The organism is Legionella nigrisilvae, from assembly GCF_977063395.2.
In genome coordinates, this window is the sequence record NZ_CDRUGZ020000027.1 from 811186 (window position 1) to 831203 (window position 20018).

The following is a 20018-nucleotide window of genomic DNA, read 5'->3' on the forward strand; positions in this document are numbered from 1 at the left end:
GGCTAATATGTCCCTTACTATCCCAGAAAATCACAATGCGATTGCAGAAAATCCTTCTCAATCTATCAGTGAAGTAACAACGAATACCTTTGTTATTAATTTACAACAAGCACGATTTGCTCTGGAGTCAAATTGTCCTCCATCCCAATCAGAAGACTTAAACAATTCCTCTTTCTCAAAGAAACCAAAGCATCTACTGACAGGAACTGAATTAAGTACATCAGAATTGTTGCAAATTTTGGAGAACGCTAAAGCGCTTAAACACTCCCCTTCCTTATACCATCAGGCTTTAGCGAGTAAAAGTCTTGCAATGATTTTTGAAAAGCCTTCTTTTCGAACTCGCTTAAGTTTTGCAATGGCGATTCAAAGTATGGGGGGAATCGCCATTGAAAGCGTAGGTAATACCAGAAAACAAGAAACACCGGCCGATATGGCAAGAGTCCTAAACGGTTATGCCGATTTTATTATGGTAAGAACCCATGCTGACGAAGTATTACAGGAAATGGCTGCTTACGCCAAAGTACCGGTAATTAACGGTCTTTCGGCATTGCATCACCCCTGCCAGATTCTTGCAGACTTACTAAGCCTATGGGAGCAATTCGACTCTCTTGATGGACTAACAGTAACTTATATTGGTGATGGAAATAATATTCTCCACAGTTTGATGCTCCTTGCTCCTCAATTAGGAATAACCATTAATTACTGCTGTCCTCAAGATCACCAACCGAATGATTCAATTGTCAAACAAGCACAAAGTAGCACCACAGGAATGATTCATGTTTTTTCTAAGCCGGAAGAAGCGGTTAAAAATGCCGATGCAGTTTATACGGATGTATGGACCAGTATGGGCTTTGAGGAGCAAGAAAATGCTCAAGCCTTTCAAGGATTTCAGGTAACGGAATCTTTAATGTCTTATGCCAAACCCGAAGCAGTGTTTATGCATTGTATGCCCATGGAGCGAGGAAAAGAAGTATCCGAGACATTGCCAGACAGTCCTGCTTCAATAATTTTTAATCAAAGTGAAAATAGGATGCACGTACAAAAAGCCTTACTTCTATTTCTAAATTTATAAAAATACTTATGAGCCAAGTTATATATCTTGGCTCATAAGCTTATTTTTTCTGGAATTGACTTTAGATGTTTTTATTTAGTCAAATTTTAACTGAGGGTATGCTTCTGTATAAGCCGGAATATTCTCTTTATCAATTGTTTTATCTTTAGAATAAATTGTTTTTAAATTTCTTCGATCTACTTTATCCCCTTCTAAATTCACTAAATAAGCTGGCATGTTGTAGATATGTAATGTCACACTAATCCCTTTCCCCAAACCTTTTCTTCGCTTAAGCTGATGTACATAAATTCCACTTAAATCGTCACGATTGCAATGGAACCGAAAACGGTCAATGCGATTCTCTAAACACGCGGTAGATTCACTTGTGGGTCGATAGTATTTCTCAGATATTGGCCCTTCAAGAACGGTTACAGTACCTTTATATTTATGGTCATGAATTGTGGTTTGTTGTCGTTCCGCAAAGGCAAATGCCCAGATAGAAAAAGGATTTTTTTCATCGGCATGATCGTAAATAAGATACCGCCCTACACCATTCGCTTTCACTGTACTGCAATCAAGAGGCATGTAAACACTATGATCTAATTCTAATGAGCCCTCTGCAAGCTTCGTAGGTAAAGACATTGAAACGGTCTCGTAAGTTATATCTTCGAGTTCAAATATTGCTTTTATCACTTTTTTCTTATTTTTTTCTCTTATCTGATCTATTTTTGAAAACATGTCGCTTCCTTTTAGTTCTGTATATTGTTCAAATAGAGTTATCCTTTGAGAACATCATAATGATGTATTTCAGTTATATCTTATAACTAAGTATAATGGCAAAAAATTACCACTATGATTAGTAATACATATTAAAAAAATTGGGGTATTCATGCCAACTACAAAGCGCAAATATAAAATTACTTAGCTTACACTGATCAACTTTTAATATTTTGCTAATATATAAGTAGATTTATAACTTAGGAGAGAGCCAGAATGTCTAAAAAAATTCCAAAAAATTTTGGGAAATCGATTGACTGGACGGTGACCTCGGATAAAAAACAAATAAATTCCCTAAATAAAAACACCCGAACAATTGCCAAAGAGTTAGATACCAATCCATTGCCTGATAAAAATGAATTAAATCCACAAAAAAAACAATAGATTACCTCTTTAGTTGGTAAATAAAATAACACTTGCATATTTTTTATAAAAATTTATCCTAGTAAAGCATAATTTGATAAAAAGGATTTTAGAGATGATGATGTTTTTTAAAAGGTTCGCTACTTCTGCTCCTCAAAAAATGCTGAAGAATAACTCTACTTCCAGTAGTTTTTTTAAAGAGATGAATTTATCAATAGTTAAGGAAAAAGGAGTTAAAATAAAATTAAATGAATCTACTAAAATAATTGTGAACGAGCTCGAAAGCACTTCCACCGTTGATGCTCAAGGACCCGTTCCAAAATTAATGTAATCCAAGCGAATCTTGGTTTTCTGATATAAAATTCCTAGGTTATGGCTTGCACCTTCAATCAGGCTCCTAGGCTTATTTCCCCTATGCTGAGGCACTTAGGCATTCACTTTAGACCCAGTGAACATTGGGATATAGAACGCTCTAATACTTCGAAATGTTCAGGAGCACTAGATTTTAATGCAGCAAACTCTTCTTCATCAAGAACACTGAATACACCATCTTGGACGGTAGCCACTATATTTTTTTCCAAGTTATTAATCGCAGTTGAACCAAGGTCCTGACAAACAAATGCAATTTTAGCTGCTCCAAATTTAACTGGATCGATTGCTCTTGCTATGCCCGCGGTAATGGAAATATCTGCATTTTCATAAAGTTCTTGTACGGATGTTGCTTTGCTATTAAGTTGGCTTTGATTGAGAAAATCCATATATTGTGGAAGATTTATTACATAGATTGTGTTTGTCTCACAATCGACGACCACAGCGGGTTTGTTATCCTCCGTATCAGTCTCTTGCTCTTCCTTACGACTGAATTTTTTCTCAATCGCCATTTCATTATTCACCACACTAATAATCACTTTTTTGGACTGATTTTCTTGTATTACCACTGGAAAACGTTCACTAACGCTCCGATATGAATTTAAAACATATTCAGGTGGTGTAATAAAATCATTATTCGAAATACCTCTTTGAATCACCCCATCCACTGCATTCTCTGGTTTTCGTGTCGAAACGGTTATCAGATAAGTTCCATCTTTTTTTAAGCCTATATCAAGCCATTTAGGCCATATATTACACATCTCTTTGAATACATTGGGGACTTTTTTATTTTGATCCATACGACGCGTTAAAAATTCACCGCTCATATTATAAGTCACAACAGCTTCAGTATGCGTCAAAGCCCCAATATACCTCTTGGGGGCGGCTTTAACGCACTCATCTTCATAATAAATGGTTCGTTTTCTATCAACCGTTAGCAAAGCTAGTTCATCTAATGCATATCCTGTTTGTTGCTGCAATTGTAAAGCAAAACTCTCTGTTGTTATTGATTTACCGCTACCAGGTCCACCTGCCATCAAAACGGTGAACCGGTCAGGGTAATGTGTAGGTTCTTTCTCGGGAACACCAATAAACGTATTAGCCTGTATCGCAGAAACCAAAGGTAAAGCCTCATATTTGCATTGTTTAAGAAGAGACTCAATTATGGTCTCTGAAACAGTATAGATTCGTTCATCCATTTCCTTTTTTAGTAACTCATCTGCTACTCGAATTACGGCCAATTCACCTATCCCAAGATCCGAAGCATCAATAACTCCTCCCTCTCTTCGTTTGATGAGTTCTGCTTTCAATTTATGATAATGCTTATGAATCTGTGGATGGTGCTGCTCCGTCCAAGGATCATGTAACATTTTAGATACCCAATCCAGATATTTCTTTCGCTCAGAGACCATATTTATTTCAGGAATCGCAGGAACAATATGTTTTGAGTGGAAATCACGGACAAAGCAGCCAAATTCCAAATTTTTAGGTGGTGTTTTAACTAATAAAGGAATCAAAGCGCCTGTTATTTGTAATGAGCGTCGATAGCTTTCATAAAGGATTAAATCACCTATGGACGTACCGCTATATCCTTTATAATGTCCAAAACCTTTTAACATTAACTTTAATTCTTCTTTCTTTTGTACCGAATTTTTTAAGGCCGTAAATTCAACCGTGGGCTCATTAAAAATATCTGGAAATGCTTCTTTACCTGATTGAAGTACCCCCTCAATATCACAAGACCCTTCATTAAATTTCTTCCAATTGTACTTAGAATAATAACGAACAATGTGGGTATTGCCGCCTAAATTTACATGTTTTGCTTTTGATTTGAAATATTTAGTCGCTCTAGGGGCTTTAGAGAGCATCATTAACTCACTATTTAAAGTAAAGTGTATCTTGTATACTTTTAATATTACACAAGACAACTTAACTAAATATTAAGCATTAAGCTAATTTGTCAGGCACGGTAATAAAAAAAGACAAATCTCTAACTCATACTATTAATGTAACATTGAAATTAGTTATGAAAGCAACCAAGAATGAATGCTACTTATTTATAATAAAAAACGATAAGATAAATACAAACACGGCTACAGCGTTTATAACCCGAAAAGGATAAATCACATGGTAGTCATTTATTACCAAACTGATACTCGTATACAGTCCAAAGTTCTGAACGATGAGAATAAAGATCTACTTCAAAATGCTCTTTGGATTGATTTACTGTGCCCGACAAAGGAAGAAGAACAACTAGTCGAAGAGCAATTAAAAATTGAAATACCGACTAAAGAAGAGGTTGAAGAAATCGAGCCTTCCAGTAGATTGTACACTGATAATAATGTCCTATATATGACAGCAACAATGGTTGCACTATCCGATTTACCTGAAGTTAAAACGGATGTGGTCACTTTTATGCTTGCCGAAAAATGCTTGATTACCTTGCGCTATGTCGAGCTGTATCCATTTAAATTATTTATTAAAAAATTGGTGCGCTCTAGAACAAAAAATTACAATGCAAAAGCCATACTAATAGAATTATTAGATGCCGTCGTAGACAGACTTGCTGATATTTTAGAAAAAATAAGCAATAAATTTGATGAAATATCGAAAATTATTTTTCATCCAAAACAAAATAATAATACAACAGCTGAAACAAACTATAAGCATATATTACAATACATAGGAGCCAATGGAGACCTTGGTACTAAAGCCAGTGAAAGTTTAATATCCTTCACTCGCTTAATTTCTTACTTAGAACAAGTAAGTGACTCAGATATTTCTAAAGAGATGCACATAATCCAAAAAGATATTAATGCGCTTCGAGAACATGCAAGTTTCCTCTCTACGAAATTTAGCTTCTTACTCGATGCTACTTTAGGCATGATCAATATCGAGCAAAATAGTATAATCAAAATTTTCTCAGTTGCCGCCGTTATTTTCCTGCCCCCAACTCTCATAGCAAGCATCTATGGAATGAATTTCAATGCCATGCCTGAGTTACGTTGGCATATAGGCTACCCGCTGGCGATACTGATGATGGTCATTTCAGCATGGTTGCCATTCAGGTATTTTAAAAAGAAAAAATGGTTATAAATTTTAAATTGGCTCCAAAGTAAAAAAGTATTATCTATACTTTTGCAATGCTTCAATTCGTTTTTCAAGCGGAGGATGGCTTGAGAACAGAGCAAGCCAACTTCCGTGGCTCGATATTTTCATGGTATTAAACGCAGGTGCGCGATCGTCTGTTGGGGTTTTATCCATGAGTTGTTGCAAACGTTGTAACGCCTTAATCATCTTATCTTTACCAACATATTGCGCAGAACCTCTGTCTGCTCGAAATTCACGATAGCGAGAAAACCACATAACGATCAAAGAGGCTAAAATTCCAAACAGCAATTCAAATATGAGAGCCACCCCATAATAAACAAAACCACCTTGTATCTCTTCATCACCGTCTTTTCTAAAAAACTGCATCACAAAAAATGCAGCAATACGGGCAAAAAAGATTACAAATGTATTGACTACTCCTTGAATCAAAGCAAGCGTTACCATATCTCCATTGGCAACATGTGACATTTCATGCCCTAAAACGGCTTGTACTTCATCTTCCTGCATCGAATTGAGTAATCCTGTTGAAACGGCAACAAGTGCATTATTTTTATTCCATCCAGTTGCAAACGCATTAGGCTCTGGGCTGTCGTAAATTCCGACATCAGGCATGCCGATGTTTCTTTTTTTCGCCAAATCCCTTACTTGATTCATTAGCCAAGATTCTGCTTCAGTGGTTGGTTTCTCAATTAATTGGACATTAAACGCATGAATCGCCATCCATTTTGAGATAAAAAGTGAAATCAAGGATCCTGTGAAACCAACAATCGCCGCATAAATTAATAGAACTTTATAATTTAAACCATATTGTGTCAGGTATGGGCTAATATTGAATAAACTTAGTATAAAAGAAATAACTATGAGTATGGCCAAGTTCGTAGCTAGAAATAAAACAATTCTTTTAAACATAATTTTTGTCCCCTTGCTTAGCTAATCTGTTCTTCCTTATCTTAATTATAGAAGGTTGCCTGAGTTTAGGAGAGTTTTTTGGGTGCTTTTAAGTTAATTTAAAAAAAAGAAATCATTATGCGATATTTGGAATAAATGAATTAAATGTGCCATATTAATAATCGGTTATTTTTCATAAATTAAAAGGAGGTTGTTTATGAATTATGTGGATGGATTTATTGTTGCAGTGCCTAAAGCAAATAAAGCGCAATACATTGCACAAGCAACTAAAGCGGGCATGGTATTTAAAGAACATGGTGCGTTAAAACTAATTGAATGCTGGGGAGATGATGTACCTGAAGGGAAAATTACATCTTTTCCTATGGCGGTTAAGTGTAAAGAAGATGAAATCGTTGTTTTTTCATGGATCCTTTGGCCATCGAAGCAAGTTCGGGATGAAGGAATGAAAAAAGCTATGAAAGATCCTCGGTTAAACCCCGATAACAACCCGATGCCTTTTGATGGCAAACGTTTGATTTATGGGGGATTCAATATGGTGGTTGATGTCTAATTTGAATTCAATAACATTTAAGTTATATAACTGTTTTTGAACATTATAAACCGAAACATTATCGTTCATTTTATTCATCTGGAGAATTTATGCCTGGCCCTTACAACACCCATGTCATAGTGAATGTATTTCGAAGCATTGTTCAATTAGTATCTCAAAATCCCGAATTATTAAAAATCTCTGGAGCTTTTCGAGTTGCTGGTTCTAAAGAGGAAACGGAGAAATTACTGGATCAACTTATCCATGAACAATTTGACGTAGATATTCTAAGTCACTATGTAATGGAAAAAAATAAAGTACATAGTGAGCATCTCCACAACATTTTAGGAATGATACCCACACTTTTTAAAAACACCCAATTATTAGATTCAGGAGACAAATTACTTGGAACCTTCGCTAAAAAATTAAAATCGCTGTTGGACTTACCCGATGAGAAAAACCTTAGTGCGGCAACTCAATTATTCGATGATTTTATTGATGATCTCCTCCTTTCAAAGAGAATAGATCATCAACGCGCAGGAGAGATTCTTGATCATTACTGTTACTTAATGCACCAAGTGGGCAGATTTCAAGAAATTAACCGAATGACATATGCCAATCTTGCGATTATTATGGCCCCGCGTTTGACTCAGGATTTAGATCTATTCCCGGTGACGGACTTTTTGGGTTTAAGTGGATTTATGAGTCAGTTAACACCTGTATTAGAAAATTATATAACCGACAAAAAATGGGATGAGGAGTTCAAAGAACGTCACGCAGATAAATTGGAACATTTAGCAAACACCAGACATTTAATACGAGACCAACTGGAACATATGAAAGTAGCCTCCAAAAAATCAGTAACCATTCCAATGGGTAGTTTGATGTTGCAAGCATCGATGCTGAAACACCAGATAGAAATTATAGAACAGCAGAAGCAGGATTCTTCAATGAAACGAAAAATGAAGAAAGAATTAAGTAAGCAGCAGAAGCAATTAAAAGATGAGCTAAATGCGCTTGAGCCCAAAATTGCTGAATTAAACTCTCAAATATCTCTTGTGAATCTTGGACATAAAAAAATACAGGAAGAAATCAATCTGATCTCTCTTTCGGAAAAAGGATTAACATTTGCAAAAAATACTTCTGGAACTAAATTTAGCAGTGCGAATCTTACTCAGTTTAGTATTTTTGAGGGTGATAATGACAAGATTGCCGCTCCTACTTTTTTATTCCCAAATTCAGAAAAACAGGAGATAGTGGATAATGACACCTTGCAATCCACCTCTCTTGATGGTCCGAAGTAACCCTTAGGTATTGCAGAAGTTTTAATAAAAATAACTGAGTGCATTCATCGCAGTGGAACCCGAGTTTTAATCACGGGATCCACTGCAGGCTGTGGGTTCCTTTCGGTTAAGTCAACCCCGGAACAATAATACCAGAATTAGAATAAGGAGAATTAAACCTACTCCACCACTAGGATAATAACCCCAACCGCTACTATAAGGCCATGTCGGAAGTACGGCTAATAAAATAACAATTAAGACAATAAATAGAAGTAAGTTCAGGGTAAAATTCCTTTTTTTAAAGATGATATTCGTGTTAATTATAGTTTAAACACTGAAGGGGTAGATATTTTTTAACCATACCGAAATTTATTTACTCAAGTTATATTAAAAAAGCATCGAACTACGAGAAATAATTTATTCCGTGATCAATTTGATTTACTATACCCCAACCTTTCGCGAGGTAAGAATACATTGAAATATTTATGTTTTTCTTTGTTTCACATTGGTATTTTCAAAATTATTTAATCAAAGGGGTCCATATATGCGTAAATCATTGGTGTCGTATTTGTTTTTCCTGATTACAATATCCTATGCAACTCTTGCTAATAGTTATGGTGTTCATGAAGACCACCCTTATGATTTTGTAGTTACAAAAGATGTTTATAAGTTTTCAGAAATTTATCAAATTAAATCACCTCAAAAAGAGACATATCCTGGCTCAGTAAAAAAAAGTGCATTTCGTATCCGTACCAACTATGATTTATCCAATAAAGATGGATGGCAAGCAACGGGAATTACACGAATCATTTCTTTAGGTTCTCTTTATGCATGGGCGAAGGAAATTGATATTTATGATACCCGTGGAGTACAAATTGGCTTTATTGATGGAAATTTAGCAACACTCGAATCAGCAAAATTCACTATTTATGACTATGATGAGTCAGGAAAATCCACTGAAATTGGCTTTGCTTATGCGAATCCAAGCTTTGACCGATTTGTTATTTTATCATCAACCAACAATCCCCACCCTATCGCTGAATTAAATCGCAACTTTGGGGACAAAACCTGGGAAGTCTCTGTACACTATCCTGAAAAAATTGATGATCGCATCATTCGTATTTTTGCCGGTTTTGTGATTGATTATGAAGATAAGTTTTTAGCAGGTCCTGATGATTCAGATGACAGCGATGATGATTTCATCGCAAATCAACCTACTCCTTAATCTATGCAAAGGTTGGGTAATGACCCAACCTTTTACAGCTAAAGCTTTATCCAAATAATTGGTTTGATTAGAATAACCAATGTTCCCCAGCCAGCCTAAGTTACACTCAAATGCTTTTTAACTTGATGTCAATTTTTTATCAAGGAAGTGCTGATTTGTACCCAATAAACAATAAAGCACCTATAATAACTATTAAAGTGCTAAATTACGAGATATCATCATGAGTACGGAAAAAGTTTCAAAAGAAAAAACTAAAATAATGGTAGGATTTTTTGGTAGCACAGAGGCAGGAAAGACAAAACTTATTGATGCACTATCATCGAAAGAAAACCGTTTTAGTTCAGACGAAGGCTATGTACCAACAGACGGTACAGCTTTTAAGAAAATAACACCAATAGAAAATCTTGAAATATTTCTTGCTGATAATTCAGGGGCGAAGAAACTGCCCGATCCGCCTTATAATATGTTCAAGGAAGAAGTAAATGTCATTTGTATTAATCAAAACGATCCTGACTCTTTAAAAATAGCTGGTTATCATGCAAAAAAGATTAAGGAGCTCGATAAAAATGCTCAAATTATTATTGCTATTACTAAAACAGACCTACCACCCAAAATTTCGGCTGAAGCAATTGAGGATTTTAAGGAAAAGCAAAATATTACCTCCAAAACCATTGAAACAAGCGCCAAACAGGGTACGGGTATAAACGAACTACGCACTAGCATCATTGACCTAGCCCGAGACTTGAAAGCTGAGAAATCGGGAAAAATAACACCTGATAGAGTCTTTTTAAATGCTTTTAAATCCGGATTCTTAGACTATTTAAAGCAGCACGTATATGTACGAGAAAAGCTTGAACAGGCTGAATTTAATATAGGACAGTTATCAAGAATTTTTGATAACTTAGACTTACCCGTAGTAGATAGAACTGTTTTGGAGCAGAAACTCGAAAAAGTAGGCAGTGCTCTGGCTTACATGCGTCCTATATTAAATGAAGTTGCAGAAAAATTGCTCAACAAAGAAAGAACCCGCTTAAGTGATGAAGTAATCGAAGCTATTGGCGAAGAACGATATAAGCAGATGATTACTGCAATTATGGAGTCAGAACAAATTGGTAATAATCGAGCTTTAGTAGAAGAAGAGGTTGCCAAACATATGCTAGCAGCTATCATGACAGTCTATGCGTTGAATCTTCAAGAGTATAGCTTAACTCCCAAAGAAAAGGATTGTCGTCAAAATAATCAACTTCTCTTTGACCAGATCGAAGCCCTAAAAAATAAGATAAAAGACCTCCGTGGCGAACTTCCTAGTTATGAAAAACAAAAGGTTAAAGTAGAAGATATAGAGATAGATGATGCCAATCGACGAATCATAGATCTAAGTGATAAAATTCAAAAATTCCTAGACTCTCCTAAGGAGAAAATAAGCGAATCTGACGTAAGTGACATGCTTGAGATACTTAGTGAAGCAGAGCCTTTGCGTCAAGCAATAGATTCAAAGATAAGTGACACTCTGAATAAATTCACAAATTCAGTAGTCATTCCAATACAAGTTATGGCTACAAATTTTAGCTTAATCATGTTAGATGAACCGAAAGAAAATATACCCCTCGATGTCATTGAAGCAAAAGCGGATATTTTTTTTACTTTAGTTGATGACTCTTTTAAAAAGCTAAGGAAAAAACTCTCCGACGATTTTAGCGCCAAAAATCCTAATCATCAGGGCGCAATTCCTGATGATTATTTTAAAACCTCTGAGCCTTTGGAGGCATTAAGACTCTTAAAAGATAGGTTAGAAACAGCAAGATCAGTCAATGTAGTAATGGAATCAGCCTCAGACAATACAAAAAGAGATTACGTACTTAATAAATATCAAGATGCAATTAATATATTTCTAAAGAGCGTAGATGATGATACTTTAAAAGTAGAATCTCCAAATGTACGAGATCTTTGGGATAAAATAAAAGAGGCAATCAAAAGTTTCAGTTTCGCTCCTCTTTGGGATACCCAAGCAGAAAAAGAAGAAAAGAAACGTTTTGAAAATCAAACCAATTTAAAACTGGAATTAGAATCTATCAAAGAGGCAACCAAGAAAGAACCATCGGAAAAGCAGAGTACTAAGTTAGATATACCTCCATCCCTTTAAAAATTTATATTTATATTTCAGGTTCAGGTTAGACCGAGATATTCGAAATGTGTCATTACTTATATATAATTTTTTTAATTAAGTAATTTTAATTTTTAAATCCAATGTTTTTCATTTCATATCGAATACTCTATTTCACCCATGTTAAAGTAATGTACTCTAACTAATGCTTAAAGATTAATATGTAGTCAATATGATTAATAGAGAGAAATGGGATAAATTAAACGATTTAATGGTTCAACTTCATATCCAAGAAGCAGATCTGTTCGAAAAATTTATCGTAGGCAGTGGTAAAGGAGGCCAGAAGCTGCATAAAACAGCCTCTACGGTTTATTTAAAACATATACCTTCTGGTTTGGAAATAAAATGTCAAGAATCAAGAAGTCGAGAAGACAATCGGTATTTTGCTAGACTACGCCTTTGTAACAAATTACATTCGATAGTCAGTGATGAACAAACAAAAGAACAGCAAAAAATTGAACGATTGAAACGCCAAAAGAAAAGACGTTCGAGGCGAGCGAAACAAAAGATTTTAGATGAAAAATCCAGACAAAGTGAGATTAAGGTCCTGAGAAAAAAACCTTCATCTTATGAATAACTTTTAATAGAATCTAAAGAGTTTAATTCATAAAAAATCAAAAGGCTGCATTTCTGGTCTAATCCAGATGCCTATGAATTATATTACATTCCATTCCTATAATTTAGGATGTTTTTTCTCCATACCTCATAAAATTAACTCTCTCCAAGCTGGTATAATTTTGCACGTAGTGTATAATTTTAGAACATCATTTTTGAAATGGAGTTCAAAATGGGGTACCGCGACGGATTAAAATTCCAATTTACTAAAATGGATGCTTTACACGCGTTGAGTCAACCCGTTTCTTCGTTGTTGGGAATCTCAAATCAAACCGAACAAACCTTAAATAAACTAGGGATTAAAACGGTATATGATTTAGCAACCTGTGCTTTATTCCAAGTTGCTCAGGATATTGCTGCTGCAGCTAATGGAGAAGGAAATTCTATCGTTGCACGCTCCGGAAAGATTTCCTCGAGTTTTATTGATTCAGATGCCCCAAAAACACCAGACGCTTTAGTTGGAGCGGGAATCGATGCTTTTAGAGACATTAGCACTCCTCTTGCTAACGAGATAAAGAATAATCTGCAAGTTGAAACCATTGGTGATTTAGGTCGATGGCCTCCATTTTGTGCCGCCCAAGTTATATTGGATGTTGGAATTCCAGATTTGAATCAAGAGGAAGAAGAAAAAGGTAGTGAATTAGTCCCTAAGCTAGGTGAGTATCCAACTGAACGCCATTATTACCGCTCGATTGTGATTGATCAGGTATCCCCACAGGAAACAAGTGATTTAAATAATGCAGGCCCCATTGATATTTCCCCTACTGTTTCATCTGATTTCGGCTTTAAAAAACCTGCGGTCGGGGCAATGCTTACCTTTGCTCAATCTTGGTTTGCTCAAGGCGTAACTTTAGGTAATTTACTCCATAGTGTCGCCCTTGCACCCGGTGAAAGTACACGTATTGCAGTCATGGACTGGTCACGTCAGGTCAAAGCATCAGGGCAAGAATCCATTTCTGAATCAGAAAATCTAACCAATACCTCCACTCATAATCGCGCGATAAGTGAAGTACAAGATGCGGTTGCTTCCGAAGTGCAAACTGGCTTTTCCAAAACAAGTGGCAGTTCCACCACCTCGGCAGGGGGCGGTGGTTTAGGATTGAGTTTAGGCCCATTAACATTGGGAGGAAGCGGATCCTCCGCGACATCAAGTTCCAATGCCGAAAGTTTTTCAACTTCTTCTGGAACTCGCAATCTTTCTGCAACGATGAATCAACGAGTTTCTGATGCGACACAACAAGCGGCATCTTCAGTGCGAAATCGTCGAGCCTCTATTGTTAAAGAGGTTTCTGAGGAAGAGCATCAATCAGTCTCTACACGGATTATCGCCAACTACAACCATATGCATGCCTTAACGATCCAATATTATGAAGTCATTGAAATTTATAGGGTCAATGTTCAATTACAACAAGTGGAGCGTTGTCTTTTTGTGCCGATGAAATTGATTCAATTTGATCATGCAACGATTAAACGCTATCAAGGAATACTCGCCAACGCAGCGATAAGTCAGCGGGCCAAGGAGTTGTTAAGCAGGGAATTTGGTTCGGTAATAATTCAACCTACCCTACCACTTCGGCCTACACGTTCTGTGTTTGATCATGTTGCGGCAATTGATCGAATAGCCCTCAATGTTTCGATGCGAGCATCCACAAACATCACGAACGCTGTCGAAGATGGAGCAAATACCCCTCCGCCCGCAGCAGAACCTACAAATCCCCCACCCTCTCCAACTCCAAGCGGACCATATTGGCTCAATGATGAATTAATCAGAGCATCTCGTATCACTTTAGCGAGTATAACAAAACCGGGAACTACCAATGTCTCCTTGCCAGGTGAAACAGAATTTTACGGAATTTCACTGGATTTAACCGCGCAAAATCGTTCATCCTTCTCAATCACTGCAGTAAATGTAGATCTGCAATCCGGTACTATAATTAAATTGAATAGCATCAGCCCGATTACCTGGATTACTACTGAACCAATTCCAATTCAAGAGTTAGCAGCAATTAGGATTACCTCAGCGAATACAAGCTACTTAACAGGAAGATTAACTCTGCAGCTCAGTTATAACAGCGCAAAATTCCCTATTAGTTTACCTGTGGAAGTGAGTCCTAATGCAGTTGAATTACAGCTTTGCCGTTTTGCAGTGAACCAAAGCGATGAAGCTGAATTAAAAATGCACCTTGAACAAAACCGACTGTATTACAGTCAAGTGGTTTGGCGCGCTCTCGATCCGTCACAAATTGCGTTGCTCTTATCGGCATTTACCTTTGAAGATAAACCTATAGGTAATTTAATTGATCCAAATCCAGTGATGGTTGCAAGTAATTATTTAGTATTTCGCATGCCAAGTTTTATCAAAGCAGTAGGCATTGAAGATACTGAATCAGATACAGAAGATGAAGCTCATAAAAGCTGGCGGGGTTGGTTAAAGGATCGTGGGTTAGTATTAGGTGCAAATGCAGCGGTCGAACAACTTATTCCTATTCCAACTGGAGGAGTTTTTGCAGAAGCAGTCTTGGGTCGCTCCAATTGTGCAGAACGACTCGATGCAACACGCTTTTGGAATTGGCAAGACTCGCCAATACCTTTACAACCTCCTGAAATTGCTGCAATTCAAATGGAATCTCGAGCTCAGCCAATTGATGTTACCCCGGGACAATTGGGGGCTCCTGTTTTAAATATTATGAATCCTACAACACTTCCTGATCCAACTGGAGTGGGAGCAATATTAAATGCGGTGCAAAATGGTAGCATGTTCCGCGATATGGCAGGTCTTGCAAGCACTGCTGCATTAGCTCAAGCTTTAGGAAGTAATTCAACCAGCGCTGGTATTGAAGCGGGTAAACAAGCCGCAGCGAATTTAGCCGTCGCCGCCCAAAAAGACATTGAAGAAAAAAGAATTGCTGCACAACTTGCCATGGCTGCAATGGGGTTACCTTCCGCAAATGCAGGCGCCAGTAAAAATATTTCTGAGGGTGGTGCTTTATTGAATACTGCCACAGAAATGGATAAACGTTCACCCAGAACTGCCCCTTCTTCTACAGGTTCTGAAGGTGGCGGCTCAACTTCCGAAGGTTCAGGCGGCAGTTCAGGAGGAACAAGTGAACCCACCATGCCTGGAGTACCAGACGAAGTTCGTAGCCTATTTGGCGGTACTAGTCGAGCAGATGAAGTACTTTCCAAAATGAACTGGGGAAGTTTAGGGCAATCAGGTGCTTCCATTATCCCCGCCAGTTACTCCGATAAAGGTGGCGGTGGGGGCGCCGGCACCACTAAACCCTCTGTAATTCAATTTGAGCTGGCTTTCTATGCAAGTTTTCCCAAACCCTGGGCTACTGAAGCAGACGAAGTCCAAGGTCTAGCGAATGGTAAATGGCTTCCCTCCGAAGAGGATTTTGACAGTATTAGTCCTGCTGCAACAAGCGCCAACAATCAAGGCACTAAACCTTTTGGTCAAGTGATCACTTCTGTAGAAGATTTAATCAATACAGTGCTCTACTTTGCACCCCAAGTGCCCGGTTTTGGAACAACCCATGCTTCCACAGTAGTACGACTTAATCTGTTCTTATATGCAGAAAGTGGAGATGTAGCATTTAAAGGCACCTTAACCACTACGGGAAAATGGGATGCCGTATTGGGCAATGATATTAAATCGGCAGGCTTGGATTCAGCATTAATAACCGCCCTTAGTAAAAAATCAGCCACAAAAGCCTTGCAAGCTAAACTCAAGAAAGCCTGGGCTCCTAACGCTGAAATTTGGTTATATTCTTGTTCGGCTGTGGTCAGTAATGCCTTTGGTAAAAAATTGGCAAAACTACTTGGGGTAAAAATTCGGGCTTTTGATGACCCATTCTGGGTCTTACCTTCTTTTGATACCAGTCAACAAAAAATCCTATCCCGAGTCGAGTTTGGTATTGGTGCTGATTTTGCAGCGGCTGCCGCAACTAAAACAAAAGATCTCCACAGCTTGGATGTTTTATCAAAAAGAACCTTTAAACCTTAATCTTCAAATCAAGCTCCTCCCACCCGGGACGAGCTTGATGCATAAACCAATAATACTTGCATTGATAAGACTTAGTATTCTTTGAATCTTACCTTCAATCTATGGCAGATTAGCATCCTATTCCCCGACCTCCACTTCTCATCATGCAAGATAAGTAATATTGAATAAAACCCCATTTGTGTAGAAATGATTTAATTCCAAACCCTCACCTATGGTTTGGCCTGAGGCTCGACCAAGTTGACTTTTACCCCAATCGGCAAATTCATAACCAACCCCAACTTGCCAATTTTGACTCAATGCCTTTTGTATCCCTCCGCCCACTGTATAAGTAAAAGCAGTTTGAGTATGAGAGGCAAAATTAGGATTAGGTAAGGCTTCAAAAATCTTCGGAGTATTTATAAAAGAACTTGCTTCATTAAAGCCTACACCAATGCTACCACTCACCCAAGGTATCACTATAAACCCCATATCAGCCAATAATTTCCCTTTTGCTGCAACATGAGTATGTTTCATTTTGTAGCTGTAGGTAAAATTATCAAACTCAGGATCTGCATCATCCCAAATGTCTCCTGAAAGCCTCGCATTAGTCGTTGCAGCTGCTGCTATTCCTAACTGCCCCCAGAATGTAGCAGTTAATGCTTTTTGCAAGCCAAAAAACACTTCAAAATCTGCGAGTGCGTGTGTCGATTTATCTGCGGTATAGGTTTTTTCAATTTCAGGAGCCAAAAAAAAGGTTTGCGCAGCGCCCTCATTTTCCCATACAGGACCAATGCTCAATGCCGCAACATAATTCCAAGGCGAGACAGATTCACCCATGGCACCAGCCATTACGCTAGCGCTTAAAAGGTTCATCATTAATACTAAATAGCACTTTTTCCTCATCAAAACTCCTTACATGAGATAAGTTAATAAACAAACCATCCTAATTTATTCATAAAATGAACTCAAAATCTTTTGTGAAGTGACATTAAGCCAGCTTCCATAACCCCATCCATAAAGTGAGTAAATCTGATCTAAATTAATCAAATTCATAAACCCAGATTAGAATCTAAGTCCTATCCGGGTTATAAAGTTTTATTTTTTTATAGGGAGAACACATGCATCAATGGTTACACCTCCAGGAATGTTTCCTGGATTATATAGCGCGATGTTATCACCTATATTCGCTTGGTTGCCGAAAAAAGTGTTTGAAGAGACACAGGCATGAGCCAAATTCATAGTTAATGGGGTTCCTGCTGAGCCGCCTACTAATATCGCGCCCCCTCTAGTATCCTCTCCCAATGATTTCTTCAGTGCCGTATTTTTTTCAAAAATATTATTAACAATCTTAGCATTTCCAGAAAACTCAACCGCTATTGCGCCTCCTCCTGGTGCCATAGTACTTACTGAAGAAGTACCTCCACTAAAGAAATTGGCGATCTCATTAAAGAAAAGTAATGGTGAAATTGTACCAGGAGGTACTCCCTCAATTGTATTAAGTACAAATTTATTATTTGAGATTTGTGCCAGTGGTTTTAAAGGAGAGGCAAATAAAGCATTCCCAAAGTTAGAGGCGAAAATTCCTCCTCCTTCTAATTCTGCTTTATTCTTCGAGAAAATAGATTGGGTTACGGTGGTTGCTATCGAGTCAATGTAAATTGCCCCACCGACACCACCAAAGTTGTTAGTAAATTCAGAATTTAAGATCTGAGCTCGCGAATTGGGATGGGGAAGTATCCCGAACACATTAACACCACCCCCTCCAAATGCTGCAGCAGCATTATCTATAAATTTAGAATTTACAACAGTTAAAAAATAAGGAGTGCCATCATTAAAAGGAATGTGGAAAAAAACTGCTCCACCACCAAAACCGGTACTGGTGGTTTGATTTTGTGTAAACGTTGAATCGGATATAGATACATTAGTATTAATAACCCCCAAAGCGCCGCCACTTGCATCTGGGACTGGACCCTTTAAAGCATTGCCCTTGAAATTACTTGATGCAATGATGATATCACCACCATCTTTACCCCGAATGGCTCCCCCATTACGAAAAGCAATATTTTGTTCAAATTGACTTGAAGTAACCGTATATGCAGCATCAATCAAATTTTCTAAAGCGCCACCACTACCTCCTGGAAATACGGCTAGATTATTAATAAATTTGGACTCTTTTATCGTAATGGAGGTATTGGTATCTATTCCTGCAACTGCCCCTCCCCCGGACGCTAATGCAAGGAAATCACCAGCGAGAATTTCAGTCACTGTTGCATTAGAACCATCACTTATATTTTGCTCAAAAAGCATATTACTAAGTTCAATCACTGAACCATATCGTGCCAAAAGCCCCCCGCCTGCAGCATGTTCATAATCCAGACTCTCAAGCATATTTAAAGGTCCTAAAACCCCTCTATCGGGACCAACTGCATATCCTCCCCTGACTATGAGACTATCAAGAGTAACGTTTTTAACCCCTTCTCCCGGAGGAACATCACTTCCAGCCATAAGCACATGCCATACCCTATCGTTGGTACTCTTAACTACATAAGGAGTTAGACAAGTTGAAGTCATGTCACCACATAAAATGGTGGGGAAACGTTGCCCATCTCTTTGTCGACGACTTGTTTCCTTTCCTGAAAATCCTCCGTATATTGCTGTATTACTTGGGAGATTAAATGTCCTTAGTTTCGGAGTGTTAATTCCATATGCTCCTCCAACCACTCCTTGGGGCGCATAGACGCGTGTGGGTTTATAAACTCCTTGAGCTACCCAGATTTCAACCGAGCCTGGATCAGCATCTGCAGCTTCTAGTGCAGACTCTAAATTATTAAAGGAATTGGCCCAACTACTTCCATTACCGTTTGTAGAGTTATGCCCATTGACATAGAATCTCGTTGCTTTACCTTGAGTAATATTTAAACTGTTCGTAGAGCTCGGTTGATAGCATTGCAAGCGATTACCTTGGTTGCAAACCACAGGACCACCTGAGATATTTCCCACTAATTCAGAACCAATTACTTCTAAGGTTAGAGTACAGGATTGCTTAGATCCTAATGAAAAAGGATTGCTACAGTTCCCCGTCCCTGTAGTCACCTGTTTAATTCCATTAATAGGACTCATAATCAAAATCTTTGGTTTTTTTGATTGATTGGTTAGGGTATATTTTATGGTAGCCGTTCCTGTGGGGCTTACAGTTACCTTGGGAGGAAATTTTGCATTGGGGACAAATGTCCATAAAGGATTAGAAGCTTGAGTCGTAGAAACATGAGTCTCTGCGAAAACATTATGGTTTAGAAAAGTTGAGAATAAAATGAAAAATAGAGAATATCTTTTCAATTAATGCTCCTTGCAAAAAAGTTATCAAATATCAAAGTTAGGGAGTAGAAATTAAGAATAATCGATGAGTTCTTGGATAGCGGCTCAATATTATCTTATCATTCGTTATTTTTCTTTAACCGCTCAGCTAACAAACATCTGTTTTCGGACTTCCCTGAGTTGCAGTGATTGTTGGAATGCATCTAAACATAAAATTTTATGAAGATCAATAAAGCAATCTTATCGTTCCAAAACTCATTTGCTGCTAATTATCAATAGAAACCCCCAACTCATCAAAGAGATTTTTTGTTCTTCGATGAAA

The 20018-nt window shown here is 37.6% G+C and carries 16 protein-coding genes; 10 read left to right on the forward strand and 6 right to left on the reverse strand.

Translation table 11 applies throughout. The annotated features are described in order from the left end of the window. The first annotated feature begins 7 nt into the window (after positions 1-7). Complete coding sequence (gene argF / locus ACWTE2_RS20880) at positions 8-1072, forward strand: ornithine carbamoyltransferase (protein WP_454784182.1); 1065 nt, start codon at positions 8-10, stop codon at positions 1070-1072. 75 nt (positions 1073-1147) lie between these two features. Here argF and ACWTE2_RS20885 read toward each other — a convergent pair whose 3' ends face one another. Beyond that, on the reverse strand, positions 1148-1789 hold the full coding sequence (locus ACWTE2_RS20885; protein ID WP_454784183.1) for a cupin domain-containing protein: 642 nt from the start codon (positions 1787-1789) through the stop codon (positions 1148-1150). A 255-nt stretch (positions 1790-2044) separates the two neighbouring features. Between ACWTE2_RS20885 and ACWTE2_RS20890 the strand changes: the two genes are divergently transcribed. Further along, entirely contained in the window at positions 2045-2212 is a 168-nt protein-coding gene (locus tag ACWTE2_RS20890; protein WP_454784184.1) for a hypothetical protein, read from the forward strand. A 94-nt stretch (positions 2213-2306) separates the two neighbouring features. Then, the gene (locus tag ACWTE2_RS20895; RefSeq protein WP_454784185.1) at positions 2307-2522 is read left to right on the forward strand and encodes a hypothetical protein; all 216 of its coding nucleotides are present in this window, start codon (positions 2307-2309) and stop codon (positions 2520-2522) included. Positions 2523-2625: 103 nt separating this feature from the next. On the opposite strand, the gene ACWTE2_RS20900 is transcribed toward ACWTE2_RS20895, so the two are convergent. Continuing rightward, entirely contained in the window at positions 2626-4431 is a 1806-nt protein-coding gene (locus tag ACWTE2_RS20900; protein WP_454784186.1) for a hypothetical protein, read from the reverse strand. Positions 4432-4687: 256 nt separating this feature from the next. Here ACWTE2_RS20900 and corA point away from each other — a divergent pair, with 256 nt between their 5' ends. After that, on the forward strand, positions 4688-5656 hold the full coding sequence (corA, locus tag ACWTE2_RS20905; protein ID WP_454784187.1) for a magnesium/cobalt transporter CorA: 969 nt from the start codon (positions 4688-4690) through the stop codon (positions 5654-5656). Between the two features lie 30 nt (positions 5657-5686). Here the strand turns inward: corA and htpX are convergent, their stop codons facing one another. Next, positions 5687-6580 carry a protease HtpX gene (gene htpX / locus ACWTE2_RS20910; RefSeq protein WP_454784188.1) on the reverse strand — a complete coding sequence of 298 codons (894 nt, stop codon included), beginning with the start codon at positions 6578-6580 and terminating at the stop codon, positions 5687-5689. Between the two features lie 196 nt (positions 6581-6776). On the opposite strand from htpX, the gene ACWTE2_RS20915 reads away from it, so the two are divergent. Both ACWTE2_RS20915 and ACWTE2_RS20920 read left to right on the forward strand, forming a co-directional pair. Then, the gene (locus ACWTE2_RS20915; RefSeq protein WP_454784189.1) at positions 6777-7130 is read left to right on the forward strand and encodes a DUF1428 domain-containing protein; all 354 of its coding nucleotides are present in this window, start codon (positions 6777-6779) and stop codon (positions 7128-7130) included. 89 nt (positions 7131-7219) lie between these two features. Continuing rightward, positions 7220-8413, forward strand: a complete 1194-nt coding sequence (locus ACWTE2_RS20920) for a RhoGAP domain-containing protein (RefSeq protein ID WP_454784190.1) — start codon at positions 7220-7222, stop codon at positions 8411-8413. Positions 8414-8524: 111 nt separating this feature from the next. Here ACWTE2_RS20920 and ACWTE2_RS20925 read toward each other — a convergent pair whose 3' ends face one another. Then, positions 8525-8716 (reverse strand): DUF3309 family protein, encoded by a 192-nt coding sequence (locus tag ACWTE2_RS20925; protein ID WP_454784440.1) that lies wholly within the window; start codon positions 8714-8716, stop codon positions 8525-8527. Between the two features lie 220 nt (positions 8717-8936). On the opposite strand from ACWTE2_RS20925, the gene ACWTE2_RS20930 reads away from it, so the two are divergent. The 4 genes from ACWTE2_RS20930 (at position 8937) to ACWTE2_RS20945 (ending at position 16402) form a co-directional block, all read left to right on the forward strand. Beyond that, complete coding sequence (locus ACWTE2_RS20930) at positions 8937-9617, forward strand: hypothetical protein (RefSeq protein WP_454784191.1); 681 nt, start codon at positions 8937-8939, stop codon at positions 9615-9617. Between the two features lie 220 nt (positions 9618-9837). Next, a complete protein-coding gene (locus ACWTE2_RS20935; RefSeq protein WP_454784192.1) occupies positions 9838-11760 on the forward strand; it encodes a GTPase domain-containing protein in 1923 nt (640 codons plus the stop codon). 193 nt (positions 11761-11953) lie between these two features. After that, complete coding sequence (locus ACWTE2_RS20940; RefSeq protein WP_454784193.1) at positions 11954-12358, forward strand: peptide chain release factor family protein; 405 nt, start codon at positions 11954-11956, stop codon at positions 12356-12358. 210 nt (positions 12359-12568) lie between these two features. After that, entirely contained in the window at positions 12569-16402 is a 3834-nt protein-coding gene (locus ACWTE2_RS20945) for a hypothetical protein (RefSeq protein ID WP_454784194.1), read from the forward strand. Positions 16403-16543: 141 nt separating this feature from the next. Here ACWTE2_RS20945 and ACWTE2_RS20950 read toward each other — a convergent pair whose 3' ends face one another. Next, positions 16544-17284 carry an outer membrane protein gene (locus tag ACWTE2_RS20950; RefSeq protein ID WP_454784195.1) on the reverse strand — a complete coding sequence of 247 codons (741 nt, stop codon included), beginning with the start codon at positions 17282-17284 and terminating at the stop codon, positions 16544-16546. 192 nt (positions 17285-17476) lie between these two features. Beyond that, positions 17477-19717 carry a hypothetical protein gene (locus ACWTE2_RS20955; protein WP_454784196.1) on the reverse strand — a complete coding sequence of 747 codons (2241 nt, stop codon included), beginning with the start codon at positions 19715-19717 and terminating at the stop codon, positions 17477-17479. Positions 19718-20018 lie beyond the last annotated feature (301 nt).

Excerpts from the sequence above, each read along its gene's own strand:
- argF (WP_454784182.1), top strand. The coding sequence starts at position 8 with ATGTCCCTTACTATCCCAGAAAATCACAATGCGATTGCAGAAAATCCT.
- ACWTE2_RS20885 (WP_454784183.1), bottom strand. The coding sequence starts at position 1,789 with ATGTTTTCAAAAATAGATCAGATAAGAGAAAAAAATAAGAAAAAAGTG.
- ACWTE2_RS20890 (WP_454784184.1), top strand. The coding sequence starts at position 2,045 with ATGTCTAAAAAAATTCCAAAAAATTTTGGGAAATCGATTGACTGGACG.
- ACWTE2_RS20895 (WP_454784185.1), top strand. The coding sequence starts at position 2,307 with ATGATGATGTTTTTTAAAAGGTTCGCTACTTCTGCTCCTCAAAAAATG.
- ACWTE2_RS20900 (WP_454784186.1), bottom strand. The coding sequence starts at position 4,431 with ATGATGCTCTCTAAAGCCCCTAGAGCGACTAAATATTTCAAATCAAAA.
- corA (WP_454784187.1), top strand. The coding sequence starts at position 4,688 with ATGGTAGTCATTTATTACCAAACTGATACTCGTATACAGTCCAAAGTT.
- htpX (WP_454784188.1), bottom strand. The coding sequence starts at position 6,580 with ATGTTTAAAAGAATTGTTTTATTTCTAGCTACGAACTTGGCCATACTC.
- ACWTE2_RS20915 (WP_454784189.1), top strand. The coding sequence starts at position 6,777 with ATGAATTATGTGGATGGATTTATTGTTGCAGTGCCTAAAGCAAATAAA.
- ACWTE2_RS20920 (WP_454784190.1), top strand. The coding sequence starts at position 7,220 with ATGCCTGGCCCTTACAACACCCATGTCATAGTGAATGTATTTCGAAGC.
- ACWTE2_RS20930 (WP_454784191.1), top strand. The coding sequence starts at position 8,937 with ATGCGTAAATCATTGGTGTCGTATTTGTTTTTCCTGATTACAATATCC.
- ACWTE2_RS20935 (WP_454784192.1), top strand. The coding sequence starts at position 9,838 with ATGAGTACGGAAAAAGTTTCAAAAGAAAAAACTAAAATAATGGTAGGA.
- ACWTE2_RS20940 (WP_454784193.1), top strand. The coding sequence starts at position 11,954 with ATGATTAATAGAGAGAAATGGGATAAATTAAACGATTTAATGGTTCAA.
- ACWTE2_RS20945 (WP_454784194.1), top strand. The coding sequence starts at position 12,569 with ATGGGGTACCGCGACGGATTAAAATTCCAATTTACTAAAATGGATGCT.
- ACWTE2_RS20950 (WP_454784195.1), bottom strand. The coding sequence starts at position 17,284 with ATGAGGAAAAAGTGCTATTTAGTATTAATGATGAACCTTTTAAGCGCT.